18 protein-coding genes are annotated in these 21,319 nt (G+C 51.0%); 7 read left to right on the forward strand and 11 right to left on the reverse strand.

From position 1 onward, the window contains the following. Positions 1-7: 7 nt before the first annotated feature. The 6 genes from gatB to LCH85_16105 all read right to left on the reverse strand — a co-directional run bounded on the left by gatB (position 8) and on the right by LCH85_16105 (position 6,692). Entirely contained in the window at positions 8-1,459 is a 1,452-nt protein-coding gene (gatB, locus tag LCH85_16080) for an Asp-tRNA(Asn)/Glu-tRNA(Gln) amidotransferase subunit GatB (GenBank protein ID MCA0353512.1), read from the reverse strand. Positions 1,460-1,526: 67 nt separating this feature from the next. Further along, positions 1,527-2,498 carry a BtrH N-terminal domain-containing protein gene (locus LCH85_16085; protein MCA0353513.1) on the reverse strand — a complete coding sequence of 324 codons (972 nt, stop codon included), beginning with the start codon at positions 2,496-2,498 and terminating at the stop codon, positions 1,527-1,529. A gap of 242 nt (positions 2,499-2,740) precedes the next feature. Then, positions 2,741-4,243, reverse strand: a complete 1,503-nt coding sequence (locus tag LCH85_16090) for a DUF790 family protein (protein MCA0353514.1) — start codon at positions 4,241-4,243, stop codon at positions 2,741-2,743. Positions 4,244-4,408: 165 nt separating this feature from the next. Continuing rightward, positions 4,409-5,731, reverse strand: a complete 1,323-nt coding sequence (locus tag LCH85_16095; protein ID MCA0353515.1) for a DEAD/DEAH box helicase — start codon at positions 5,729-5,731, stop codon at positions 4,409-4,411. Between the two features lie 8 nt (positions 5,732-5,739). Next, positions 5,740-6,285 carry a hypothetical protein gene (locus LCH85_16100; GenBank protein ID MCA0353516.1) on the reverse strand — a complete coding sequence of 182 codons (546 nt, stop codon included), beginning with the start codon at positions 6,283-6,285 and terminating at the stop codon, positions 5,740-5,742. A gap of 170 nt (positions 6,286-6,455) precedes the next feature. Beyond that, positions 6,456-6,692, reverse strand: coding sequence for a hypothetical protein (locus tag LCH85_16105; protein ID MCA0353517.1), 237 nt, complete (start codon positions 6,690-6,692; stop codon positions 6,456-6,458). Positions 6,693-6,895: 203 nt separating this feature from the next. On the opposite strand from LCH85_16105, the gene LCH85_16110 reads away from it, so the two are divergent. Then, positions 6,896-8,218, forward strand: a complete 1,323-nt coding sequence (locus LCH85_16110; GenBank protein ID MCA0353518.1) for an IS4 family transposase — start codon at positions 6,896-6,898, stop codon at positions 8,216-8,218. A gap of 121 nt (positions 8,219-8,339) precedes the next feature. On the opposite strand, the gene LCH85_16115 is transcribed toward LCH85_16110, so the two are convergent. Next, the gene (locus LCH85_16115) at positions 8,340-11,969 is read right to left on the reverse strand and encodes an NACHT domain-containing protein (protein MCA0353519.1); all 3,630 of its coding nucleotides are present in this window, start codon (positions 11,967-11,969) and stop codon (positions 8,340-8,342) included. A 670-nt stretch (positions 11,970-12,639) separates the two neighbouring features. Between LCH85_16115 and coxB the strand changes: the two genes are divergently transcribed. The 5 genes from coxB to LCH85_16140 are packed head-to-tail and all read left to right on the forward strand — an operon-like array spanning position 12,640 to position 17,441. Continuing rightward, positions 12,640-13,719 (forward strand): cytochrome c oxidase subunit II, encoded by a 1,080-nt coding sequence (gene coxB, locus LCH85_16120; GenBank protein ID MCA0353520.1) that lies wholly within the window; start codon positions 12,640-12,642, stop codon positions 13,717-13,719. Positions 13,720-13,728: 9 nt separating this feature from the next. Further along, positions 13,729-15,576 carry a cytochrome c oxidase subunit I gene (ctaD, locus tag LCH85_16125; GenBank protein ID MCA0353521.1) on the forward strand — a complete coding sequence of 616 codons (1,848 nt, stop codon included), beginning with the start codon at positions 13,729-13,731 and terminating at the stop codon, positions 15,574-15,576. A 60-nt stretch (positions 15,577-15,636) separates the two neighbouring features. Continuing rightward, complete coding sequence (locus LCH85_16130) at positions 15,637-16,266, forward strand: cytochrome c oxidase subunit 3 (GenBank protein ID MCA0353522.1); 630 nt, start codon at positions 15,637-15,639, stop codon at positions 16,264-16,266. A 25-nt stretch (positions 16,267-16,291) separates the two neighbouring features. Next, a complete protein-coding gene (locus LCH85_16135) occupies positions 16,292-16,624 on the forward strand; it encodes a cytochrome C oxidase subunit IV family protein (GenBank protein ID MCA0353523.1) in 333 nt (110 codons plus the stop codon). Positions 16,625-16,628: 4 nt separating this feature from the next. Next, complete coding sequence (locus LCH85_16140) at positions 16,629-17,441, forward strand: cytochrome c oxidase assembly protein (protein ID MCA0353524.1); 813 nt, start codon at positions 16,629-16,631, stop codon at positions 17,439-17,441. 46 nt (positions 17,442-17,487) lie between these two features. On the opposite strand, the gene arsM is transcribed toward LCH85_16140, so the two are convergent. From arsM to LCH85_16160, 4 genes are read right to left on the reverse strand one after another with little or no spacing between them, the layout of a single operon-like run. Beyond that, positions 17,488-18,312 carry an arsenite methyltransferase gene (arsM, locus tag LCH85_16145; protein MCA0353525.1) on the reverse strand — a complete coding sequence of 275 codons (825 nt, stop codon included), beginning with the start codon at positions 18,310-18,312 and terminating at the stop codon, positions 17,488-17,490. A 45-nt stretch (positions 18,313-18,357) separates the two neighbouring features. Further along, positions 18,358-18,780, reverse strand: coding sequence for a GNAT family N-acetyltransferase (locus LCH85_16150; GenBank protein MCA0353526.1), 423 nt, complete (start codon positions 18,778-18,780; stop codon positions 18,358-18,360). A 55-nt stretch (positions 18,781-18,835) separates the two neighbouring features. Beyond that, positions 18,836-19,195 (reverse strand): metalloregulator ArsR/SmtB family transcription factor, encoded by a 360-nt coding sequence (locus tag LCH85_16155; GenBank protein MCA0353527.1) that lies wholly within the window; start codon positions 19,193-19,195, stop codon positions 18,836-18,838. A gap of 49 nt (positions 19,196-19,244) precedes the next feature. Next, a complete protein-coding gene (locus LCH85_16160) occupies positions 19,245-19,883 on the reverse strand; it encodes an SUKH-3 domain-containing protein (GenBank protein ID MCA0353528.1) in 639 nt (212 codons plus the stop codon). A gap of 91 nt (positions 19,884-19,974) precedes the next feature. On the opposite strand from LCH85_16160, the gene LCH85_16165 reads away from it, so the two are divergent. Beyond that, a complete protein-coding gene (locus tag LCH85_16165; GenBank protein MCA0353529.1) occupies positions 19,975-21,264 on the forward strand; it encodes a metalloregulator ArsR/SmtB family transcription factor in 1,290 nt (429 codons plus the stop codon). The last annotated feature ends 55 nt before the right edge of the window (positions 21,265-21,319 follow it).

The raw sequence follows: 21,319 nt of genomic DNA on the forward strand, positions 1-21,319 counted from the left end.
ATTCAGATTAATTTGTGGCATCAAGCTCGGTTTTAAGCGCTTCTTCGACGACTTGCGGGTTGGCTTGGCCTTTGGTTGCCCGCATCACCTGACCAACCAAGAACTTGATCGCTGGCAATTTGCCACTCTTGTAATCAGCAACCACTTTGGGATTAGCGGCGATCGCCTCGCGGGCAGCTTCGACCAAAACGCTGCTATCGCTAATTTGGCGCAAGCCTTTGGCGTTGATGATCGCAGTTGGGGTTTCGCCAGTCCGATACATTTCCTCAAAGACTTGCTTGGCGACGGTGCTGCCGATTTCGCCTTTAGCAACCACGTCGATCAAGCTGGTGAGGTTGGCAGGCGTAACTCGTGTTGCCACAGCACTGAGCGTTTCATCGCCATCTTTGATCAAACGGAATAACTCGCCAGTGATCCAGTTGGCGACTGGCTTGGCGTTGGCAGCGCCAGCAGCGGCAACAACCGCTTCGAAATAATCGGCGGTTTCGCGTTCGCCGCTCAACAAGGCGGCATCCTGCTTGGATAAGCCAAATTCGCTGAGATAGCGGGCAAATTTAGCATCAGGCAGTTCGGGCAACTCAGCGCGACGCTCGGCGACCCATTCGCGGCTCAATTCCAGCGGCGGCAAATCTGGCTCGGGGAAGTAGCGATAGTCGTGGGCGTGTTCCTTGGAGCGTTGGCTCAAGGTGATCCCTGCGGCATCGTCCCAACCACGAGTTTCTTGAATAACCGTGCCGCCGGCGCGAATCAGCTTTTCTTGGCGTTCCAATTCGTAAACCAAAGCCCGCTCAAGGTTGCGGAACGAGTTCATATTTTTGATCTCGACCTTGGTGCCAAATTCCTTTTGGCCTTCAGGCCGAATTGAAACGTTGGCATCAACCCGTAATGCGCCTTCTTCGAGGTTGCCGCTGTTGACCCCCAAAAAGACCAAAATTTGGCGTAATTTGGTAGCATACAAGCGGGCTTCTTCGGGCGTGGTCATATCTGGTTCGCTGACAATTTCGAGCAATGGCACGCCAGAGCGATTGTAATCGACCAGCGAATGAGTTTCATCGCCATGTTGCAACATGCCCGTATCTTCTTCGAGGTGGGCACGGGTGATGCCAACCCGCTTGGTTTCGCCATTGCCAAGGGTAATTTCTAGCTCACCATTGATACAAATTGGCTTATCGTACATAGTAATTTGCCAAGCCTTGGGCAAATCGGGGTAGGTATACGATTTACGCGAAAACTCGCAATACTCAGGGATTTCGCAATTGAGCGCCAAACCAAGCAGCGCAGCTTTGCGAATTGCTTCTTGATTGACCACTGGCAAGGTGCCAGGTAGGCCAATGCTGACTTCATCGATACAGCTATTGGCGGGAGCGCTGGCATAGGCCGCGTTACAACCGCTGAACATTTTCGATTTGGTAAGAATTTGGGCATGCACTTCTAGCCCAATCGTGGCAGTATATTTCATAGCAACTCCGAGGCAACAGCACAATCTCCCGCTGATTGTGCCCGATCATGGCTGATTATGCAAGCTGTTATAGCGTTGCTAGGTGTTGCATCGCTGTATATTCTTGTTCGGCGATTTGGTTCATCAGCCGACTAGCCTGTTGAATTGCCCCAAGATTGTGCTGTTTGCCCGCTTGATCGAGCAAATTTGCAACTTCATGCCAGTTCTCGCTAATCGTGGTGAAGCTTGATTCAGCTTGACGTAACTGTGAGGCAACGATGATTGTGCTGGCCTCGGCCAAAAAATCACGATACAGCTTGCGAAACAGCGAGCCGCCCGTTCCGGCTCGTTCCATCAACAGGGCTGTGGTGCAAAAATCATACTCAATATTGGCGCTTGATTCAAACCATGGCTGTAAGGCGGCGCTCGCTTTACGAATGCCTTTGTAGCTTACGTTGGTAATTGGCGGGTTGAGATACGCTTGGGCATTATTGATGATTGCTTGACGCACTGCTTGAGCCAAATCATAACTGCCCTGGGGTTTTAGGGTATAAGCCATGCTTTTTGAGGCCATCGAGCCTTTGGCTGCCCGCGCTTGGGCCAAACTTTCTAACGATGTTTGCACCGTGCTACCCTGTTGCTGGGTATCAACTAAATAAGCTTGATCGTGATCATAGCCGTAGATCGCCACATAATGGCCAGCAAAATGAATTGGATTGCTAAAATATTCGAGATAGAAGCAATCGAGTTTCAAGCCAACGACCTGGCCTTGATCAAGCCCATTTTTGACGATCGCCCAAGCTTTGGCTGGCGAGCTGGTTTCTTGGCGTTCAAGCTTGAGGTTGAGTCGTTTGGCAAGGGTTTCGGTTAGTTGATCAGGCTTGACTCGTCCGCCGATAAAGGGCATCGGCATTGATTTCATGTGCCAAAAGATGAAACTTAGGCCTTCGCCCAGTCCAAACAGCAACGGCTCAGAAAGCTCGATGCCTTGTTGATAGAGCAAGGTTCCAGTGGTGGTCGTTTCACAATGTTGGCCGATAAATGGTTTGATTGCCAGCATAAATCCTCATTATTTTTAGAGTTTACGGGTTATTAGGGTATTTGTAGATTTATTGTGATCACCACCCTTCCGTCCCGCCTCAAGGCGGGAGACGCATGGGGCTTTAATCCCCCTGCACCCCCTCAAGCACAATTAGGGTCGTCATCCATCCACCGATGAACCAGCCTATCTGTGGTTCGCAGCAGAAACCTACCCTTGAAAGCTCTCCCGCAGTGGGAGAGTGGTTGGGGTGAGGGGGATTCCTAGGCGGCTTTGCCAAGCATACTACCTAATTCACGCAGTTTTTGCGGCGTAAATAGGCCAAGATTGGGTACGTACTGGGCTGTGCCTTCGCGCCAACCACGCAGCGCTAAGCCAATTTCAACAGGATTACGGCATTCCAAAATTTCTAAAAGCTCGGTTTCGGCTACAAATCCTGCTTGATCGAAGCGCAATGCTAGGCGACTCCAGCGATCTAATGGGGCTTGAACTGGAGCAAGTTGTTCGAGTTGGGCGAGCACCATCAGCATATCAGGCGTGGTTTGATAGATTACTTTGGCAATCTGGCAATTGCGCAAGAGGTTTTGATAGCTCTTGGCAATCACAACCAAAACCTTTGGTTGACCAACCAAGCGTTGCGCCAAACTCGCTGCCATCGCTTCGGTCGCAGGCACAAAGATCGGAATGCGTTCGCTACCGCGTTGGGCAATGAAATCGGGCACAAGTAGCCGATGAGCCAAACTAAATGGCACAGGATCACGCCGAATTCGCCAGCCTGCATTTTGGCCTTTGCTAACCAAGCGGCTCCAGGCTTGGCTAAATTGCTGTTCAAGCGTGGTTTCCCAGCTATCGCCGAGATTGTCTGGTTGCTGACGAGCAGTGCCACCAAGCACCGTCAACTCGCGCTTGGCCAGTTTGATTAGGCTATTTTTACCCTGCATATGCACCTGAATCAGGCCTTCGCTGGCCGCATTGGGATGCGCCGCCAGTAAACGCAAGGCACAACGGGCAATTCGGCGGCCTGTGCGCGTCCAATTGCCCAGGGCATCTTTGGCTCCATGTAAAGTCAGAGTTACAAATGTCGCCATGCAGTCTTCTGGTTCGCTTAATTCGTAGCGCAGGTTATAGCGTTGGGCTAAATTATGGGCTGAAACGGCCAAAGCATTAATATCGCCATCAAGCCGTAGTTGTAACGAACGACAGTTGCGCAAGCCAGTTTCGAGCGAATGAAAATTGTATAAAGCCACGATCGCGCTTGGTTCTGGGCGTTCGGCGCTGCGCACCAACAAGGCCTCTTGCTCATCATCAAGGTAGAGCAACCGCTCAAATTGGCTGGGTGTTAATCCTAATTCAGCGGCTAGTTGGCTTACCGCAGGCCAACGTTCGCTTGGCAAAATGAAGCCATGGGTTTGATTGGCATGGGCATATAGCAAGGCCCGAAAATCGGCTGAATTGCGTAAGCCGCGTTCAACCAATTGGGCGCACGTTGTTTGATCGAGCACTTCGGCCAATTGCGGCTGATGCCAGCGATAGGTTTGGCTTAAACAGGCTACTAAGCCGCGTGCCAACTTGGGATCGCCAAAAAACTCCAGCAAGGTGGCGGCTTCAAATTCACGCCGCGCACGGCCAAGCATCTGCTCATAATAGCCAATCGCATAATCAATCGCTGCCAAATAGCGATCATCACGCAATTGATGCGGATAGAGTTGACGGCCAAGCTCACCGCTGCGGCTCGTATATTTGAAATCGGCTGGTGTAAATGACATAATGATTCCGATACTCTAAAGATTCAGCGAATGATCCACGAAGGACACGAAGCGCACGAAGATACGTTTTTAGCCACAGATTACACAGATTGTTTTGATTATGCTGTTATGCTCAACACCTAGGTTTATGCCAAGCGTTATGTTCTATGTTCAATGCTCTTTGTTCTACTTCGCCTGCTGATTATGGGCGGCCACGGCTTTTTTACGGCGGCGGGCAGTTTGAACTTCGCTGGTATTGCGCGTGACCAACTCGTAAAGCAAGGCTTCATCGGGCTTTTTGCGCAGCACCCGCCCTAAACGCTGAATATATTCGCGGGCCGTGGCTGAACCACTGACCACAATCGCGACATTGGCATCGGGTACATCAACGCCCTCGTTCAGCACCCGCCCCGTGACCAACTTAGAATAGCGTCCAGACCGAAAGCCATCCAAAATCGATTTACGTTCATCAGCCGCCGTGCGATAGGTAATGCTGGGTATGGCAAACTGACGACTGATCGTATTGACCAAGGCGTTGTATTCGGAAAAGATGATGATTTTATCCTTGGGATGTTGGCTGAGTAGTTGGCCAACATGCTCAAGCTTTTTCTCGGCATTGAGCGCAATCATTCGGGCTTGATGCTGGGCTTGGAGTGCATTGCGAGCTTGGGGATCGCTGCCAGAGCGGCGAATGAGTTCGCCGAAGAAATCGCCCCCACTAGCCAATTTATGCCGATGTTTGGCCAAAAACCAGCGCCATGTTGTCATCAAAGTTTCGTAGCGCACTAACTCTTCGGCAGTTAGATCAACCAAAATGCGTTTTTCGCGAAACTTGGCGATATGGCCTTCTTCGGCTAAATCGGCTGGCGCACGTTGATAAACCACTTTGCCGACTAAGCGATCAAGAGCGGTATGCGAGCCATCGCTGCGTTCGGGCGTGGCGGTTAAGCCCAAGCGATAGGGCGTGCGGCTGCGTAGGGCAATCGTGCTATAGGCTGGTGAAGGCAAATGATGCACTTCATCACAAATCAGCAAGCCCAAATTTTCAAGTGGCGCATCGGGCATGGCCGCCGAAGCATAGGTGATTACGGTGATTGGTCGCCATTCACGCTGGCCATCGCCGACCACGCCGACCAATGTTGGATCGAGCGCGAGGGTTTGGACCACGGTATCGCGCCATTGATAGAGCAATTCGATGGTTGGCACGACAATCAGCGTGCGCAGCCCAAGCTTGGCAATTGCCAACATCGCTGTAATCGTTTTGCCTGCTCCAGTTGGTAGCACAATCACCCCACGTCCTTCGTTGGCTGTCCAAGCAGCGACGGCCTCGGTTTGATAGGGACGCGGGGCGAATTGCAATTTGGCTTTGAATCCGCCTTGTAAACGGACATCAACTTCTGGTAAATCCTCGTCGGGTTCATCAAGCAGGCTTGCATCGAGCAAACTTGCCTCGTCGAGCAGCCATTGTTCTTGCTCTGGCTGCTCGGCTTGGGTGGCAGGTCGGGTCATGCATCCTCCTAGGCGGCTTTTTGCCCATACTCCCATAAAGTTGGTTGGGTATAGATGACGTTGCTTTTGCGGGCGCTGTGAGCAGCATTGGCTGGCGGTGGCGGATCATCGGGAAACATATTCGAGACGATCAGATCGGCGCGTTGTGGCCCAACCCCCCAGATCGCGGTCAAGCGTTGGTAGGCAGCTTCACGCAGCAAGGTTGCCAGCTCGACATCGCCTAGCTCTTGGCTAATGCGTTCGGCCAAAATTGGCCCAATGCCCGCAATTTTCAGCAAGCGTTGTTGGCTGGGTGGCAGCAAGGCACACAAATCGTCGTAAAAATCGAGCTGGCCTTGGGCGGCTAGCACAGTGATTTTGCGCGTGAGGCTGGCCCCAAGCTTGTTGATGCCTAAGGCTTTGCCAGCTAAGGCGCGTTCGGTGAGGGAATGGCGCAGGCGGAGAATTGCGCGGGCTACTTCGCGATAGCGCCGCACCCGATAGGGATTGGCGTTTTGGCGCTTCAGCAGCGTGGCAATGTTAAACAGAATTTGGGCAATTGCGCGATTGTTCATGGCTATCACCAAAGCTTTCTACTGGTTCAAACGTACTGTGTCTGTGATGAAACATCTGTGCTAATTATACTACATTTAAGCTAAATCGCAAGCGTGATTATGTTGATTTGGGCGTTTCATTGAGTTTGTTAACCTAGCCAAATGATAGCATTTGGTTGTGTCAAAAACGATCACACATTGATTTTGGTCTGAATGTGAATCTGTAAATCGCTGGCGTTAATGCCATTAAATAGCTGGCGTGGAATTGTCACTGCGGCATAGCCAGTTGCATCGAAACGCCGTTCAATCGCAAAATTGGGCGTGGCAATATTGACCGTTTGGGCATAGGCCGCCTCGCAATGAATCACCAAAGCCCAATCGCCGTTGGCAAGCTCTTGAGCTTCGAGATCGTAGAGATAATCCGGCATTGCTGGTTCCTTTCATGAATTTGGTTCATTTTTTGCAACGCCGCCGATTGTACCAGAATTTGCTGGATTGATTTATTTGCCCATCCTTTCATTCCTCTGCTGGAGGGAAATACAATTTTCCCCATGCGCATCAAGCTTAAATGGAAAGGACGCTCTTCTGGCATCATGACATTGCAACACACCATGAATCCGAGGAGCATCCGATGGACATCATACCGCAGATCCGCGATGCCATGCACACCCTGTTGAGCACCACGACCGAGGCAATTGCTGCCGCTCAGCAGTATGTCAAACGCCCTGACCGTGCCAAGTTTACCCCAAGTACGCTCGTTCAAACCCTCGTCTATGGGTGGCTCGCCCAACCGATGGCCACCGTTGAGCAGCTGGCCCAGATGGCCGGGCGGATCGGGGTCGATGTCTCACCCCAAGCGATTGATCAACGCTTTACGCTGGCCACTGCTGACCTGCTCCGCCAGCTCGTCCTTGCCAGCATCCAGCCCGTCATCGCCGCCAATCCCGTGGCCCTGCCCATCCTTCAGCGCTTCGCCAGCGTGCGCGTCCATGACAGCACATCCATTGGCTTGCCCGATGCCCTGACCAGCACGTGGCGCGGCTGTGGGAATGCAACGACGGGTGGCGGAGCCACGCTCAAATGTGGCGTGCAACTCGATGTCCTGACGGGTACGATCACGGCACTCGATCTGGTCAACGGACGGGCTGCGGATCGGGCGCTCCCGCTCCAGCAGCAGGATCTGCCGCCGGGGAGTTTACTGCTCGCCGATCGCGGGTTTTACCATCTGGAGCGCTTACGCCAGCACGATCAGCACGAGGTCTTCTGGATCACCCGCCTGCCCAGCAACGCCGTCGTGGCCTATCCGGGGCACGCCGCGCAGCCGTTGGCCACGTTTATCCGCGAGCTTGGTCCGGTAACCACGTGGGATTGCGCGATCGTCGTTGGCAAGGAGCGGCACGTCCATGGTCGTTTGATCGTCACGCGGGTGACGCAGGCGGTTGCCGATCAGCGGCGGGCACGCATTCGCCAGCATGCCCAGCACCAACATCGCATGCCATCGGCGGCGGCCTTGGCGCTCGCAGACTGGAATGTGGTCATCACGAATGCGCCGCGCACGCTGCTCAGTCCGACCGAGATCTGGGCGTTGGTGCGGGTACGCTGGCAGATTGAACTGCTGTTTAAGCTGTGGAAAAGCCATGCCCGCCTTGATGACTGGCGCACGGCCAATCCGGCACGGGTGCTGTGTGAAATCTATGCCAAATTGATTGGGCTGGTGTTCCAGCAATGGCTGCTGGCCGCGAGCAGTTGGCATGACCCGGAGCGGAGTTTATTCAAAGCCGCGCCGATTGTCGCGGGGATGGCGGGGGAACTGGCCAGCACGCAGGCTGATCCGCCGCAGTTTTTGCGGGTGCTGACACGGCTCGCAGCCTTGATTCAGCGCTGGGCGACGACGAACAAGCGGCATCAGCCACCGACCACGGCCCAGCGTTTACGGGCATTAACGGCAGCATGAACAATAAGCTTGATGCGCATGAGGGAAATACAATTTTCCCCTTCGTAGTTGCCTTGCGCTAACTCCTGATCCCTTGTTCGCCTTCATTTCGTGGTTAATGCCAAGGTTTTGGAGTGAGCGTTTAATTGATCAATGCCCCTAAATTGAGCAAGCTGGCCTGCTCGGCTGCATTTAAACCAGTGGCTTGGTTGATGATTAGCCCTTGATAGGGGCGATCGCTGTGCAGCTTTTTGAGCAATTTGCCACTTGCAAGTTGCCAGATGGCGATGGCCCCTTGTTGGTCGCCAGTAATCAACATTTGGCCATCGCTGCTGAGACAGATGCTATCGACGGCTGCTTGATGCTCAAACCGTTGAACCAATTGTTGGTTTTGCCAATCCCAAATCAGGGCTAGCGAGCCAGCCGCAATCACAATCCAGCGCCCATCAGCCGACCATTGCACCGCTTTGAGCAAGCCAGGTTTATGCAAGAGCACGATTTCATAGCATTGGTTGCTCAGATCCCAAATACGTACCTGTTGATCAGCTCCAGCACTGACCAAATGGCGTTGATCAGGGCTGAAGGCTAGGCTGATAATGCCGGCACTATGCCCCGCCAACAAGCTTAAACAACTATGTTCAGCTACACCCCAAATCCGAATCGTGCGATCAGCGCTGCCAGTTGCCAATAAACTCCCGTTCTGGCTCCAAGCGAGGGTGGTAACTAAATCATCGTGACAGCCAAAGACCTGGACAATCTGGCCATGAGGCATCGACCAAACATGAACGGTATGATCTTCGCTGCAACTTGCCAACATACTGCCATCAGGTCGAAAGGCGATCGCCCGAATCAAAGCTTGGTGACCAGTTAACATCATTGCCAATTGCAAGCGTTGGCAATCCCAGAGTTGAATTACTTGCTCTTGGCTGATTGCCAGTAGTTGGCTGGCTTGATGATAGGCCAATTCACGACCATTGTTGGTTGCTTGTGGTAAGTTCAGGCGATAGAATGGCTCAGCTAGTTGCCATAATGTGACGGCTTGAGCCTCACCAGCGTTAAATAATAAATCAGCGTTGTTGCTCAGCGCCAAACTGCGCACGCCACCGCGATAGCCTTGGAGTGTATGCAGCAAGCGGCCACTAGCTTGTTCCCAGATGCGCAAACTTTGATCGCTACTGACCGAGTAGAGCCGCGAACCATCGCGATTGTAGTGCAAAGCCCTTACCCAATGGGCATGGCCGTAGAGCATATGCGTCAGGTGAGCAGTTTCTACCTGCCAGATCCGAATACATTGATCAAGCCCAGCGGTAGCGAGATTAGCTCCATCCGGGCTAAATTGCAGATCAAACACGCGATCTTCGTTGGGCAAACTGGTGATTAACTGATTGGTTTGTAAATCCCACAAGTAGACATCGCCATCTAGCCCAGTGCCCGCTAAAATCGTTGGATTAGGGCTAAACGCTAGAATTTCGATTGGCTCGTGATGGGTCGTGATGGTGCTTTGATAGCTTAACTGTGGCCCATGCCAAAGTTTAATCTGGCGATCAAGCCCTGCCGTTGCTAAGTATTGACCATTGGCACTTAGCCCGATGCTACTTAGGCCATCGACATGCGCATTAAAATTATGCAAACACTTGCCGCTGAGCCGATCCCACAGGCGAACCTCGCCATCAAGGCTAGCGCTGATTAATTGTTGGCTTTGGGGCGCAATCGCCACGCCAATTACTGGTCGCGTATGGCCTGCTAAAATACGCGGATTTTGGCCTTGACTGGTCTCCCATTGCCGAATGATCCCATCGTTGCCAGCGCTAATCAGATAGCGCCCATCGCCACTAAAACAGATTGCCCGAATGCCATCGTGGTTGCTGGGTACTTGCCAAAGTTTTTTCAGGTCTAAGTTTTGCCAAACAATCAATTGATCATCAGCGGTTGCGGCGGCCAAAAAACGATCAGCCGGATCGCGGGCGAGGGCAATCAACGCGCCAAACTGTTCGCTAAACACACTGCGCGAAAGGTCGCTATGGCTCAAATCAAGCTGTTTGGGAGCAAGACCACGCAGGTTGGCGTGCCACAGCGGTTTATGCCGAAAATCAAATTGGCTCAAATCGGCCTTGAGTTCAACCAATAAATTAAAAATATTGCCTGGCGCATAGCCCATTTCCAAGGCGCTCAAGGGCTGCATGGTTTGCAATAATTGGCGCAGGCTTGCTAGCAAACGCTCTTGACCAAGCTCAACGAAAATCCGGTGTAACAATGGCCGTAAAATTGCCCGACTTTGATGCTCGCGAATGCTATCCAGGCTGTTGGCTTTGATCAAGGCATGGCGATAGAGCAAACCCTGCGTGCCATCAATTAATTCTTGGGCAATTTGGTCGATCAAACGGTCGGTTGTATATTCGAGCACCACATTATGCAACATAAACCCATCTTGATGCCGCTCCACCAACGAACGGCGCAGCAACGATTCAAGGGTTTCGAGTAGCATATGTTGATATTTTGAACGCACCAAATCATGCTTAAGCTCGGCCAATTTGACCGTGTGGCGTTCGATTGCGAGCCAATACAATAATTCTTGCTCTTGGTCGGATAAACGTTCGAATTGCTGAGCCAAAATTGTGCGTACATCGCCAAAAATTAATTCTTCGTGCTGCAAAAATTCAGCAATTTGGCCAAAAAACATGGTTTTGATCACTTGAGCAACCAATTTTAAGGCCAAGGGATTGCCAGTATAGTGCTTGATGAGTTCCTGCCACAGTTGCGGTGTGCCATATAACGCCTGATTATCGAGCAACATTTGGGCATCATCGCGCATGAGTCCCGTCAAAACCATCGAACGGGTGTGCACACCTTCGAGTCGATTGAATTCATAGGGTTTTTCGCGACTGGTCAGAATCAAACAGCTTTCGTGAGAACGCTCGCTGATTGCTTGAAACAGTTGAGCATATTGCTCATAGCCCTCGCGATAGCGCCCAGCCGGATATTGCGGCTGCAAAATCGCCTCGATATTGTCGAGAATTAACAAGCAGCGAGTGGTACGCAAATAATCGATCAAGACACTTAGGCGTTGCTCAAATTGGCTCGGATAGGCCGAATTAGGACTGGGCATAATTCGATGCAAACATTCCAACAGAAAATCATTGGCCTGTTGGCCTTGTTGCAGCGAACGCCAGACGATCACCTTAAAATCATCTTGAGCTTGTTGGGCAACGCGGGTGGCAAGGCTGGTTTTGCCCATTCCACCCAACCCGATAATTGCCACCAAACGGCAACGATCAAGTTGCAACCACTTAACTAAGGTGGCAGTTTCATCCTCGCGACCGACAAAATTCTGTACATCGGGCGCATCGCCCCAATCGTGCAAAACGCCCATCAACGGGCCTGTTTTAGCCTGCTCCTGTTTTTGCTGCTGCACTTCGGCCAAGTAGGCTGTGGCCAAATTGGTTAACGCAGGCCAGGTTGCCAGCGGCGTGTGGTCAATCGCATACTCAGTTAATGCATATTGAATCGTGGCCAATAATTGCTGCTCAGCCAACCCTCGCTGGTAGGGCGGCAGATCCAACTGCTCGATCACCAACTGCGCGAGGGCGGCGATATAGCCCAGCGGACATAAAATTTGGTCATTTTCATAGCGCATAATTGTGGTATGCGCCAAGCCAAAATGGCGGGCGGCCCGATTTTTTGAACGAAAAACCCATGAACGCAGATCGCCGAGAAATGCGCCAAGCCCTTCGGTTGCATGAAAAACAGGCAACGATAAAACAACGTTTGTCATGACAAACCCCATGATGCGCCGGAAAAATATCAAGTTCGGTACGAACGAATTATGCCTGAATCATAGAGGCAAGCCCGTAGAACTTCAAGAGCTACGAAGATAGTGCCAAAGTACTATTTTTAACCGTGGTTTAATGGATAAAGGCAAAATAAGAACATAGAACATAGAACACAGAACATAGGGGTTCCAGAAGTCAAAAGGCAGAAGGCAGAAGGCAAAAGAAGAGTATAGAACAAAGAGAATGCAAGGTTTAGCTATGAGCTTTGGGCTGGGAGAACATAATCGTGAAAATCTGTGCCAATCTGTGGCTGAAAATGCGTGTTCGTGCGATGCAATAATCCCTCCCATGAATATTTGGCTAAAAATTGCTAGCAAAAGATTTAGACACTAGCAACAAGATTTGATACTATCTCATTTAGCGATCAATCACTGCCTGTACGCAGCCATATGTCAACTTGAGAGTTTTCGATAACAGTGTACAATTGGGGTGATAGCGAACCAGTAACTCCCCCAACTCCAAGTTCATGCCACCACGAGATTGCGCGTGGGCGGTTTGAGTGGAGTTGACTCTGATTTAGTAGTATTGGAAAGGCCAATCGTTCGACTTGGTGGCGGATGTTCGCGGTGCCAACGACGATTTGGAGAACACGGTCTTAGCAAGGAGGCATGGATGCCCAATCGTTCGCCTGCCAAGGCTCTGCTGCGCCCTACGGCAACCCTGTTGCTTGGAAGCGTTGTACTGGCAGCGTGCGGTCAAAAGACCCCTCAAACGACCCTGAACCCAGCAAGCGAGAGCACCCGCGCAATTTACAATCTCTCGGAATTGTTGTTTTGGTTGGGCGTTGTGGTCTTTTTGATCGTACAAACCTGGTTGATCGTTTCGATCATCAAGTATCGGCAAAAGGATAGTTCGCAGGTTCCCACACAGATTCATGGCAATACGAAGGTTGAAATTGCTTGGACAATCGTGCCAGCAATTATTGCGATTGTCATTTTCGTCTTTACCTTCGACACGATTCGCAAAATCGAGTTTATGCCCGACGAAGCCGCTGGCAATACCTTAAACGTTAAGGTGATTGGCCATCAGTGGTGGTGGGAGTTCCAGTATCCTGATATTAAGGATGCGAGCGGTAAGCCTTTGGTCACTGCCAACGAGCTATGGATTCCATCAGGAAGCTATATCGACGTGAAAATGACCTCGGTTGACGTAATCCACGACTTCTGGATTCCTGGTTTGGCTGGTAAGCGCGACGTGATGCCCAATCGCGAGAGCGGCTTGTGGTTTAAAGCCGATGATGTGGCCGATGGCGCACCAGGTGTATTTTGGGGCCAATGTGCCGAGTATTGTGGTGGCCAACACGCCTACATGAAAATGCGTGTGGTTGTGGCCAGCCCTGCCGACTTCCAAAAATGGTCAACTGAGCAAAGCCAAGTGGCGGTTAACACCAGCTTGCCCGAATCGTTTACCAAAAATTGTATCGGTTGTCACGTAGTGCGTGGCACCAACGCCGCTGGCATTACTGGCCCCGATTTGACCCACTTCGGAGGCCGCATGACGATTGCCGCTGGCACCGTCGATAACACCCGCGAACATCTCTATGCCTGGTTAGACGACCCTGATGCAGTCAAACGTGGCAACATTATGACCACCGCGATCAAGGCCGATACCCTGACCGAAGCAGAAATTACTGAGTTAGTCGATTATCTGGAAAGCCTCAATCCTGGCACCAGTGTTAAAGGTCAGCAGTAGGAGGGCCGTATGGCAACTGACGTAAGTACCCTCCATCACGCCCCAGCTAAGCAACGGCGGGGTTGGTTGGAATGGATCACCACTGTCGATCATAAAAAAATTGGCATCATGTATGCTGTGACTGCCTTTTTGTTCTTTGTGATCGGTGGGCTTGAGGCGTTGCTCATCCGTTTGCAGCTTGGTACGCCCCAAAATACGCTGCTGACACCCGAAGCTTATAACCAAGTCTTTACGATGCACGGCACAACCATGGTGTTTATGGCGATTATGCCTGTCAACGCTGGGTTTATGAACTATTTTGTGCCCTTGATGATTGGCGCAGGCGATATGGCCTACCCGCGGATGAACGCCATGAGCTATTGGCTCTTGTTGTTCGGCGGTGTGGTCATGTATTCCAGTTTTGTGTTCGGCGGCGGTGCTCCCGATGCTGGCTGGTTTGCTTATGCTCCACTCACCTCAACCACCTACTCGGTTACCCGAGGGATGGATTATTGGGTGCTGGGCTTGCAGCTGCTGGGGGTTTCCTCGCTGGCTGGCTCGGTCAACATCATCGTAACGATTATCAGGCTACGGGCACCAGGCATGCGCTTTAATCGGATGCCTCTGTTCGTTTGGATGAGCTTCGTTACCTCATTCTTGTTGATTTTTGCCTTGCCAAGCATCACGGTTGGGATCACCTTGCTGTTCTTCGACCGCAACTTTGGTACCAACTTCTTCTTGCCTGCTGCTGGTGGCGACCCACTTTTGTGGCAACACTTGTTCTGGTTCTTCGGTCACCCCGAAGTGTACATTATGATTCTGCCCGCATTCGGTGTGGTTTCAGAAATGTTGCCAGTTTTCTCACGCAAGCCAATTTTCGGTTACGAGTTTGTGGCCTACTCTGGGGTTGCAATCGGCGTGTTGGGCTTCACCGTGTGGGCACACCACATGTTTGCCACCAACTTGGGCGTGATTGCCGACACCTTCTTTGCTGCTGCTTCGATGTTGATTTCAGTTCCGACTGGGGTCAAAATCTTCAACTGGCTAGCAACCTTGTGGCGCGGTGAGTTACGCTTCAAAACCCCAATGCTGTTCAGCCTTGGCTTTATCGCCATGTTCGTGATCGGCGGGATTTCCGGGGTTTCGTTGGCGGCTGCACCATTCGACTTGCAAGTTACCGATAGCTACTTTGTGGTTGCTCACTTCCACTATGTGCTATTTGGTGGCGCTGTCTTTGCCTTGTTTGGTGCATCATACTATTGGTTCCCCAAAATTACTGGCAAGATGATGAGCGAACGCATCGGCAAATGGCACTTCTGGATTTTGATGCTGGGCTTTAATTTGACCTTCTTCCCGCAACATATGCTTGGGTTGCAAGGTATGCCACGGCGGGTCTGGACGTATCAACAAAACCAAGGCTGGGATTTCTACAACTTGCTTTCAACGATTGGGGCATTTTGTATCGCCTTGGGCACGTTGGTCTTTATCGTCAACTTTATCATCAGCTTGCGCAAAGGCGCTCCTGCGGGCAACGACCCATGGGATGCCGCAACCCTGGAATGGGCGACCACCTCGCCACCACCAGCCCACAACTTCGATGTGGAATACATTGTGCATAGCCGTCGCCCCTTGTGGGATAACAAATATAGCGGCGAAGGTCGGGGCATGACGATCAATTACGATTTCCATCCCCACTTGCCACCGCCATCGTTTGCCCCAATCATCTTCTCGTTTGGCTTGTTTGTGCTGGCCTATGGCATGCTCAACCTCGCCTCTGCGCCATTGATTGGGATTCCATTGATCTTGGTGGCCTTGGCAATTGCCTTCGTTGGCATGAACCGCTGGGTCGGCGAAATTGCCCAAGATCCGGTGCTGTAAACAACCTTGCTCGGTGTCGATTCCATGATCGGCATCGAGCCCAGTTATTTGGGAGAATCTATGGCACAGGCAGTCGTGCGCGATATCGATAAAAATGATCCTGGGCGTGGCCTCGATTTACGCAAGCTAGGCATGTGGACGTTCCTTGGCTCGGAAGTCTTTTTCTTCGGAGCTTTGGTTGTTACTCACCTCTCAATGCGTGGGGTTGTAGCACCATCATCAAGCAAAGCCAACCTTGATGTTCAGGGCGTTCGTAATATGTTTGGCGATAATGTCCTGACCTCAATTCTAGCCTTCATCTTGTTGACCAGTAGTTTGACAATGGTGTTGGCGCTTGATGGGGTTAAAACCAACAATCAAAAGCGCTTCCGCTTCTGGTTGGGGGCAACCATCGCCTGTGGTTTGGTCTTCTTGGGTGGTCAAGTTTACGAGTTCTATCACATTGTTCACGAATATAATGTAACCATTAAAAATATGATGTTTGGCTCGACCTTCTTTTTTGTAACCGGCTTCCACGGAACCCACGTTGCAGTTGGGGTGGTTTGGCTCACATCATTATTGGTTTCGGCAATTCGCCACCCTGAGCGCTACAATGCTGGCAATTATATGGCTGTCGAGCTAGGCGGCTTGTACTGGCACTTTGTGGACTTAGTGTGGGTCTTGATCTTTACGGTGATCTATCTGATCTAACCATTATTTATCCAAGGAGTACATAATGGCCCACGGTCATGATGAACACGCCCCAACCGAACACGAAGCCCATCACAGCCATGCTAAGTTGTATGTGATCATTTTCTTTGTCTTGTTGGTGATGACAGGGATTGAAATTGCCCTGCCGATCATCAACAAAGCTGAGATTATGGCCAAACAATTAGAAGTCGCCTTGTTGCTTGGATTGATGACAATCAAAGGCGCAATTGTAATGATGTTCTATATGCACCTTAAAGGCGATCGCCGCATGTTTGGGACGCTGTTTGTCTTCCCAATTGTGTGTGTGCTGTTGATGATGCTGGGCTTCTTTGCCCTGTTCCAACCAGAATTATGGTAAACAAATGAATGACTGGACGCTTGATTGGCCGCTGCTTTTTGGCTTAATCGCCGCAACAGTTGGCTATCTCTGGGCTGTTGGCCCAGGTCGCAAGCGCCTAGGCGGGCCAGCAGCCTTCCCAGTCGGGAAGGCTGTTGCCTTCTTAAGCGGCTTGTTAGCCCTTGGTTTGTCGATCATGTCACCAATTGGCATTTGGGCTGATCGCTATCTTTTTACGATGCACATGGTTCAACATATGATTTTGACCATGTTTTGTGCCCCCATGTTGTTAATTGGCATCCCTGAGTGGCTGCTGCGGCCATTGGTGCAATTGCCATGGGTCTATACCATTCTGCGTTTTGCTGTTAACCCAATCGTGGCGTTTAGTGCCTTTAATATTTCCTTCAATGGCTGGCACTTTCCCCAATTCTACGATTTGGCTTTGCGCAACGAGTTGGTGCATATTCTCGAACATCAAATGATGATGGGTAGCGCAATTTTGTTGTGGGCACCATCGCTGATTCCGTTGCCCGAATTACGCTCATCGTATCCAGTGCAAATGCTCTATTACTTTGTGAATTCAATTATCCCAACGATTTTGGGCGCGTTGATCACCTTTGCTGATAGTGTGTTGTACCCAACCTACGAGCTAGCGCCACGAATTTGGGGCATCAGCGCGATTGCCGATCAACAAATTGGCGCGTTGATTATGTGGATTCCTGGTGGCTCGATTTTTATCCTTGCCATTACCATCGCGTTCTTCAAATGGATGAACCGCGAGGATGAAGAGCAAAGCCTGCCGAGCATTGCCGACCAAAAAGCGGCTGCTCGCCAGTAAACCATAAGTATTCAAGACGCATTGGGTTGCAATGCGTCTTTCTATTTTAGGCCTGTTTGTGTGCCCGAATCAAGCACGATGTAAAGCGTTCAGCCAATTGCTGGCCTTGCAGATCGCTTAATCCTGCCAATTCCTCAGGCAACTTGCCGCCGATATCCGCTAAACTATAGCGATGGGTCACCTCGAAACTAATCTGTTGAAAGCCTGCTTGCTCTAAGAATTGTTGATATTGCTCACGAGTTGGCGCACCGGCAACACAACCAGCCCAGTTCATGGCTGCGCGTAAATTGGCTTCAGGCAAGGGAAAATCAGCCAAACTCCCATCGATCACAATATCCGAGATTGCCATATAGCCGCCAACTTTGAGCACACGATAGGCCTCGCGCAAGGCCATTCCCTTATCGGGAGCGAGATTGATTACGCAATTGGAGATAATCACATCGACTTGCTCATTCTCAAGTGGCAGTTGCTCAATGTCGCCCTTCAAAAAAGCCACATTCTCAATCTGGGCTTTATGGGCATTCTGGCGAGCCAAATCAAGCATTGCATCGGTCATATCAACTCCATAGACGAAGCCGCTTGGCCCAACTTGTTTGGCTGCAAGCAACACATCCAAACCGCCGCCAGAGCCAAGATCAAGCACGACCTGACCTGGTTGTAAGGCGGCTCGTACAACCGGATTGCCACAACCACGGGTGCTGTTGACCGCAGTCGTAGGCAAATCGGCGGTTGCTGTATCACGGTAGAGCGTGCTGCTTAGCGAAATATCATGGCTGCTGCAACAACTAGTTTTTGGCTGTTCCTGCTGCACGTGCTCGGCCCATTCACCATAATAGGCTTGGACGCTGGCTTTAATCGATTGATCGTTCATGATTCACTCCTCCATTGAAAAAATTCAATCTTGCTAGCAAAAAAATTAGGCTAGATGTTTAACCATCAAAGTTGCGCTGCTGCAAATGCTGCCCCACTGCACCGAGGCATGCAGGCGCGAATCAGCCTCGGCTCGCTCGATTGGCTGGTAGCCGTGGGCAGCAAAAAATTTGGCGGCGCTGGCGGTCAAAAGATAGAGTGTTTGCAAGCCAAGTTGTTGGGCCTGTTGCTCCAAAGCATCCAACAAAGCCGCGCCCAAGCCTTGGTTTTGTTGATCTGGCCTAACTGCGACCGAGCGTAATAAGCCAAGCTCGCCGTAGATTTCAAGTGCGCCACCAGCTTGTAGATTGGCGTTTTGCCACCAGCCATAGGCCTGGGCCGTGGCTAAACCTTCGTTACCCAAGCCGACTGTGTTCAATAAATGCTCGAATGTTGATTGTTGATCTGAAGCGATTAGTTCAAGTTGCATAGGCCATCCTATTGAAAAAATTCAATTCAAAAGCCAAAAAAAAGCTAGCCCAAGGCTAGCGATTCCAGGTATCCAAGTGGCGGTTGATCCGGGCTTTGAGGCTGGCAAGGCGTTCGCGTTCAACCCGATAATAGGCCCACGGGCCACGTCGTTCGCAACTGACCAAGCCGGCCTCGCGCAACAACTTAAGATGATACGAGACAGTTGGCTGCTTGACCGCGACCGCTGCCTCCAGATCGCAGACGCAAACGTCCTCAGTTGAGTTGGTTAGCAGCGTCAGCAATTGCACCCGCACCGGATGCGCGAACACCTGAAAATCGGCGCTAATCGCCTCGGCTTCAGTTTCGTTCAAGCCAGCGCTGGCAGGCGCACAACAGCCAGTAGTTTGGGCAATCAGTTCAATAATGCCAGTCATAATTCAGCCTCCAATAGCACTATAGCACGCTTATCGAATTAATTCAATCTTATAATGCTTGGTTTTCAGAGTGAATTTTTTGATTGGCCCAGTGAGCTTCTACGAGTGCTGCTTGTTTAATCGCCCCATCTGACATTGCACCATCAACCCCATTAGGTTGCCACCACACCCGTCCACGCAACAGTTTTGGATAACGAATTGCTAAGATTAATGCATCAGCAGCATCGGTATACATGGAACCTTCGTAAAGAAAATGTATTCCATTAAGCGTATAGATTCCTGCATCCTCATCAATACATAGTGCGCTCATTTCGCCTACGTCGCCAATGATCCAGAGTCTCTTCTGAAGCAAGTCTTCATAGGGCTGCAAGTGTTCATGGTTAATCTCAAAATCAACAAAACCAGGATCAAACAGAATCCTTGATGGCCCATAAGCGCGGGGCGTTACATCTGGTGGATGGACTGTCAACCCACCGAATGAGCGCAGCACAGTTTCAACAATTGGATGCCATACAAACCCAGATTCAAGATATTGCTGTTGCCACTGCGTAAGCTCAAACTTGCGTTCAGGATACCAACCTGCGTCAAGAAATGCTTGATAAACTCGTGGATCATGCAGAAAACCTTCAATAATCGGGTCTAGTGCCATTGTAAATACCTCATATCGATACGTCCATGGTTTGCTCATACCTAAAATCCATCGTAAGGCCGATTTGCATAGTTACTCAATATTTTATTATTCAATTATTCAATTATTGAATAAATTAGTGAGAAATAGTATGCAACTTCAATCATCATCAATCGCTGATAGCCTTAACACGCTGCAATTGCTCAATCGGGCAGCAACAATTCGCGGGGCTTCAGCTTGGGTTCAACGGACGGCGCAGGCGCTTAGCGCCAAACAATTGGCCGATAATCAATTGGTGGCAAGTTTGGGCTTTGGTTTATTGCCGCAAAACCCTAGCCAACCCATGGACGAGTTTTTGGCTGAGCTAGGCAGCAGCGATCCAAATCAATGGGTCGCTCAACTCCAACAACAGCTGCTCGAACTGAGTGCGAGTGCTGGGCCACTCACCAGCGAACGGCTGTGGCAGGCCTTGCGTAATGCTGGCATTTATAGCGAACTTGCGACCCAACAAGAACTTTTGGCGGTGATGCAACAGCCAGATCAATTGTTGGCGCGGGTTTGCCAACACCTTGAGCATATGTGGCAACGTTGCTTGCAAGCCGAGTGGCAACAAGCTCAAACCACAATCAGCCAGCTTAATCGCCAGCTTCAAGCCCAAATTCCGAATGAAGCCGCACTCAAAGGTTTTCGCCAAAGCTTAGGCTATGCAGTTAATCAAGAGTGGCAGCAATTACAGGGGCAACGCCAAATCGTACTGTTTGCCGCGACCCAAAATGGCAGCCTAACGACGTTTTTGGCTGATCGCCAGCGTTTGTGGGTTGGCATTGGTTTTGGCATCAGTAACGAGCTTCAGCCACGGGTAGTTAGCCGCAACGAGTTATTATTTCGCTTGCAAGCGCTCGCCGATGCCGCGCGGATTCAAATTATGGAGCTTTTGGCGCAGGGCGAATTATCGGCTCAAGCGATTATCAGCCAAACCCAACTACCGCAATCGAGCGTTTCGCGCCATTTGAATATTTTGCGCAATGCTGGCTTTGTGCAGGAGCGGCGGGCGGGCGGCGCAACCAAGAGCTATCGCTTGGTCACAAGCCACATTGGGGCAACCTTTGCGGCGCTTGAGCAAACGCTGAATCAAGCAAGCGCAAGCCCAAGCAGCCCAGCTCAAGTAGCATCAGCAGTGCCAACCAGCATTCAACGCTTTTTCAATCGTGAGGGGCGCATGGTCACTTGGCCCAGCAAACATATTGATCGCATTCCAATTTTGGAGTATTTTGCCCAGCAATTTGAGTTTGGCCGTGAATATAGCGAACGCGAAATTAACGAGCTGCTGAAGCCGCACACTGGCAGCGATGTGGCTAACCTGCGGCGCTATTTGATCGATGTTAAGCTGTTCGAGCGCGATGGGACTGGCTCACGTTATTGGCGCAAAAAGGAAGAGTAGAGTTTTAACCGCGAAGAGCGCGAAGAACGCTAAGTAATGTTAATATCTAACTCCT

It is taken from the genome of Chloroflexota bacterium, assembly GCA_020161265.1.
In the GTDB taxonomy this organism is placed as follows: Bacteria; Chloroflexota; Chloroflexia; order Chloroflexales; family Herpetosiphonaceae; genus Herpetosiphon.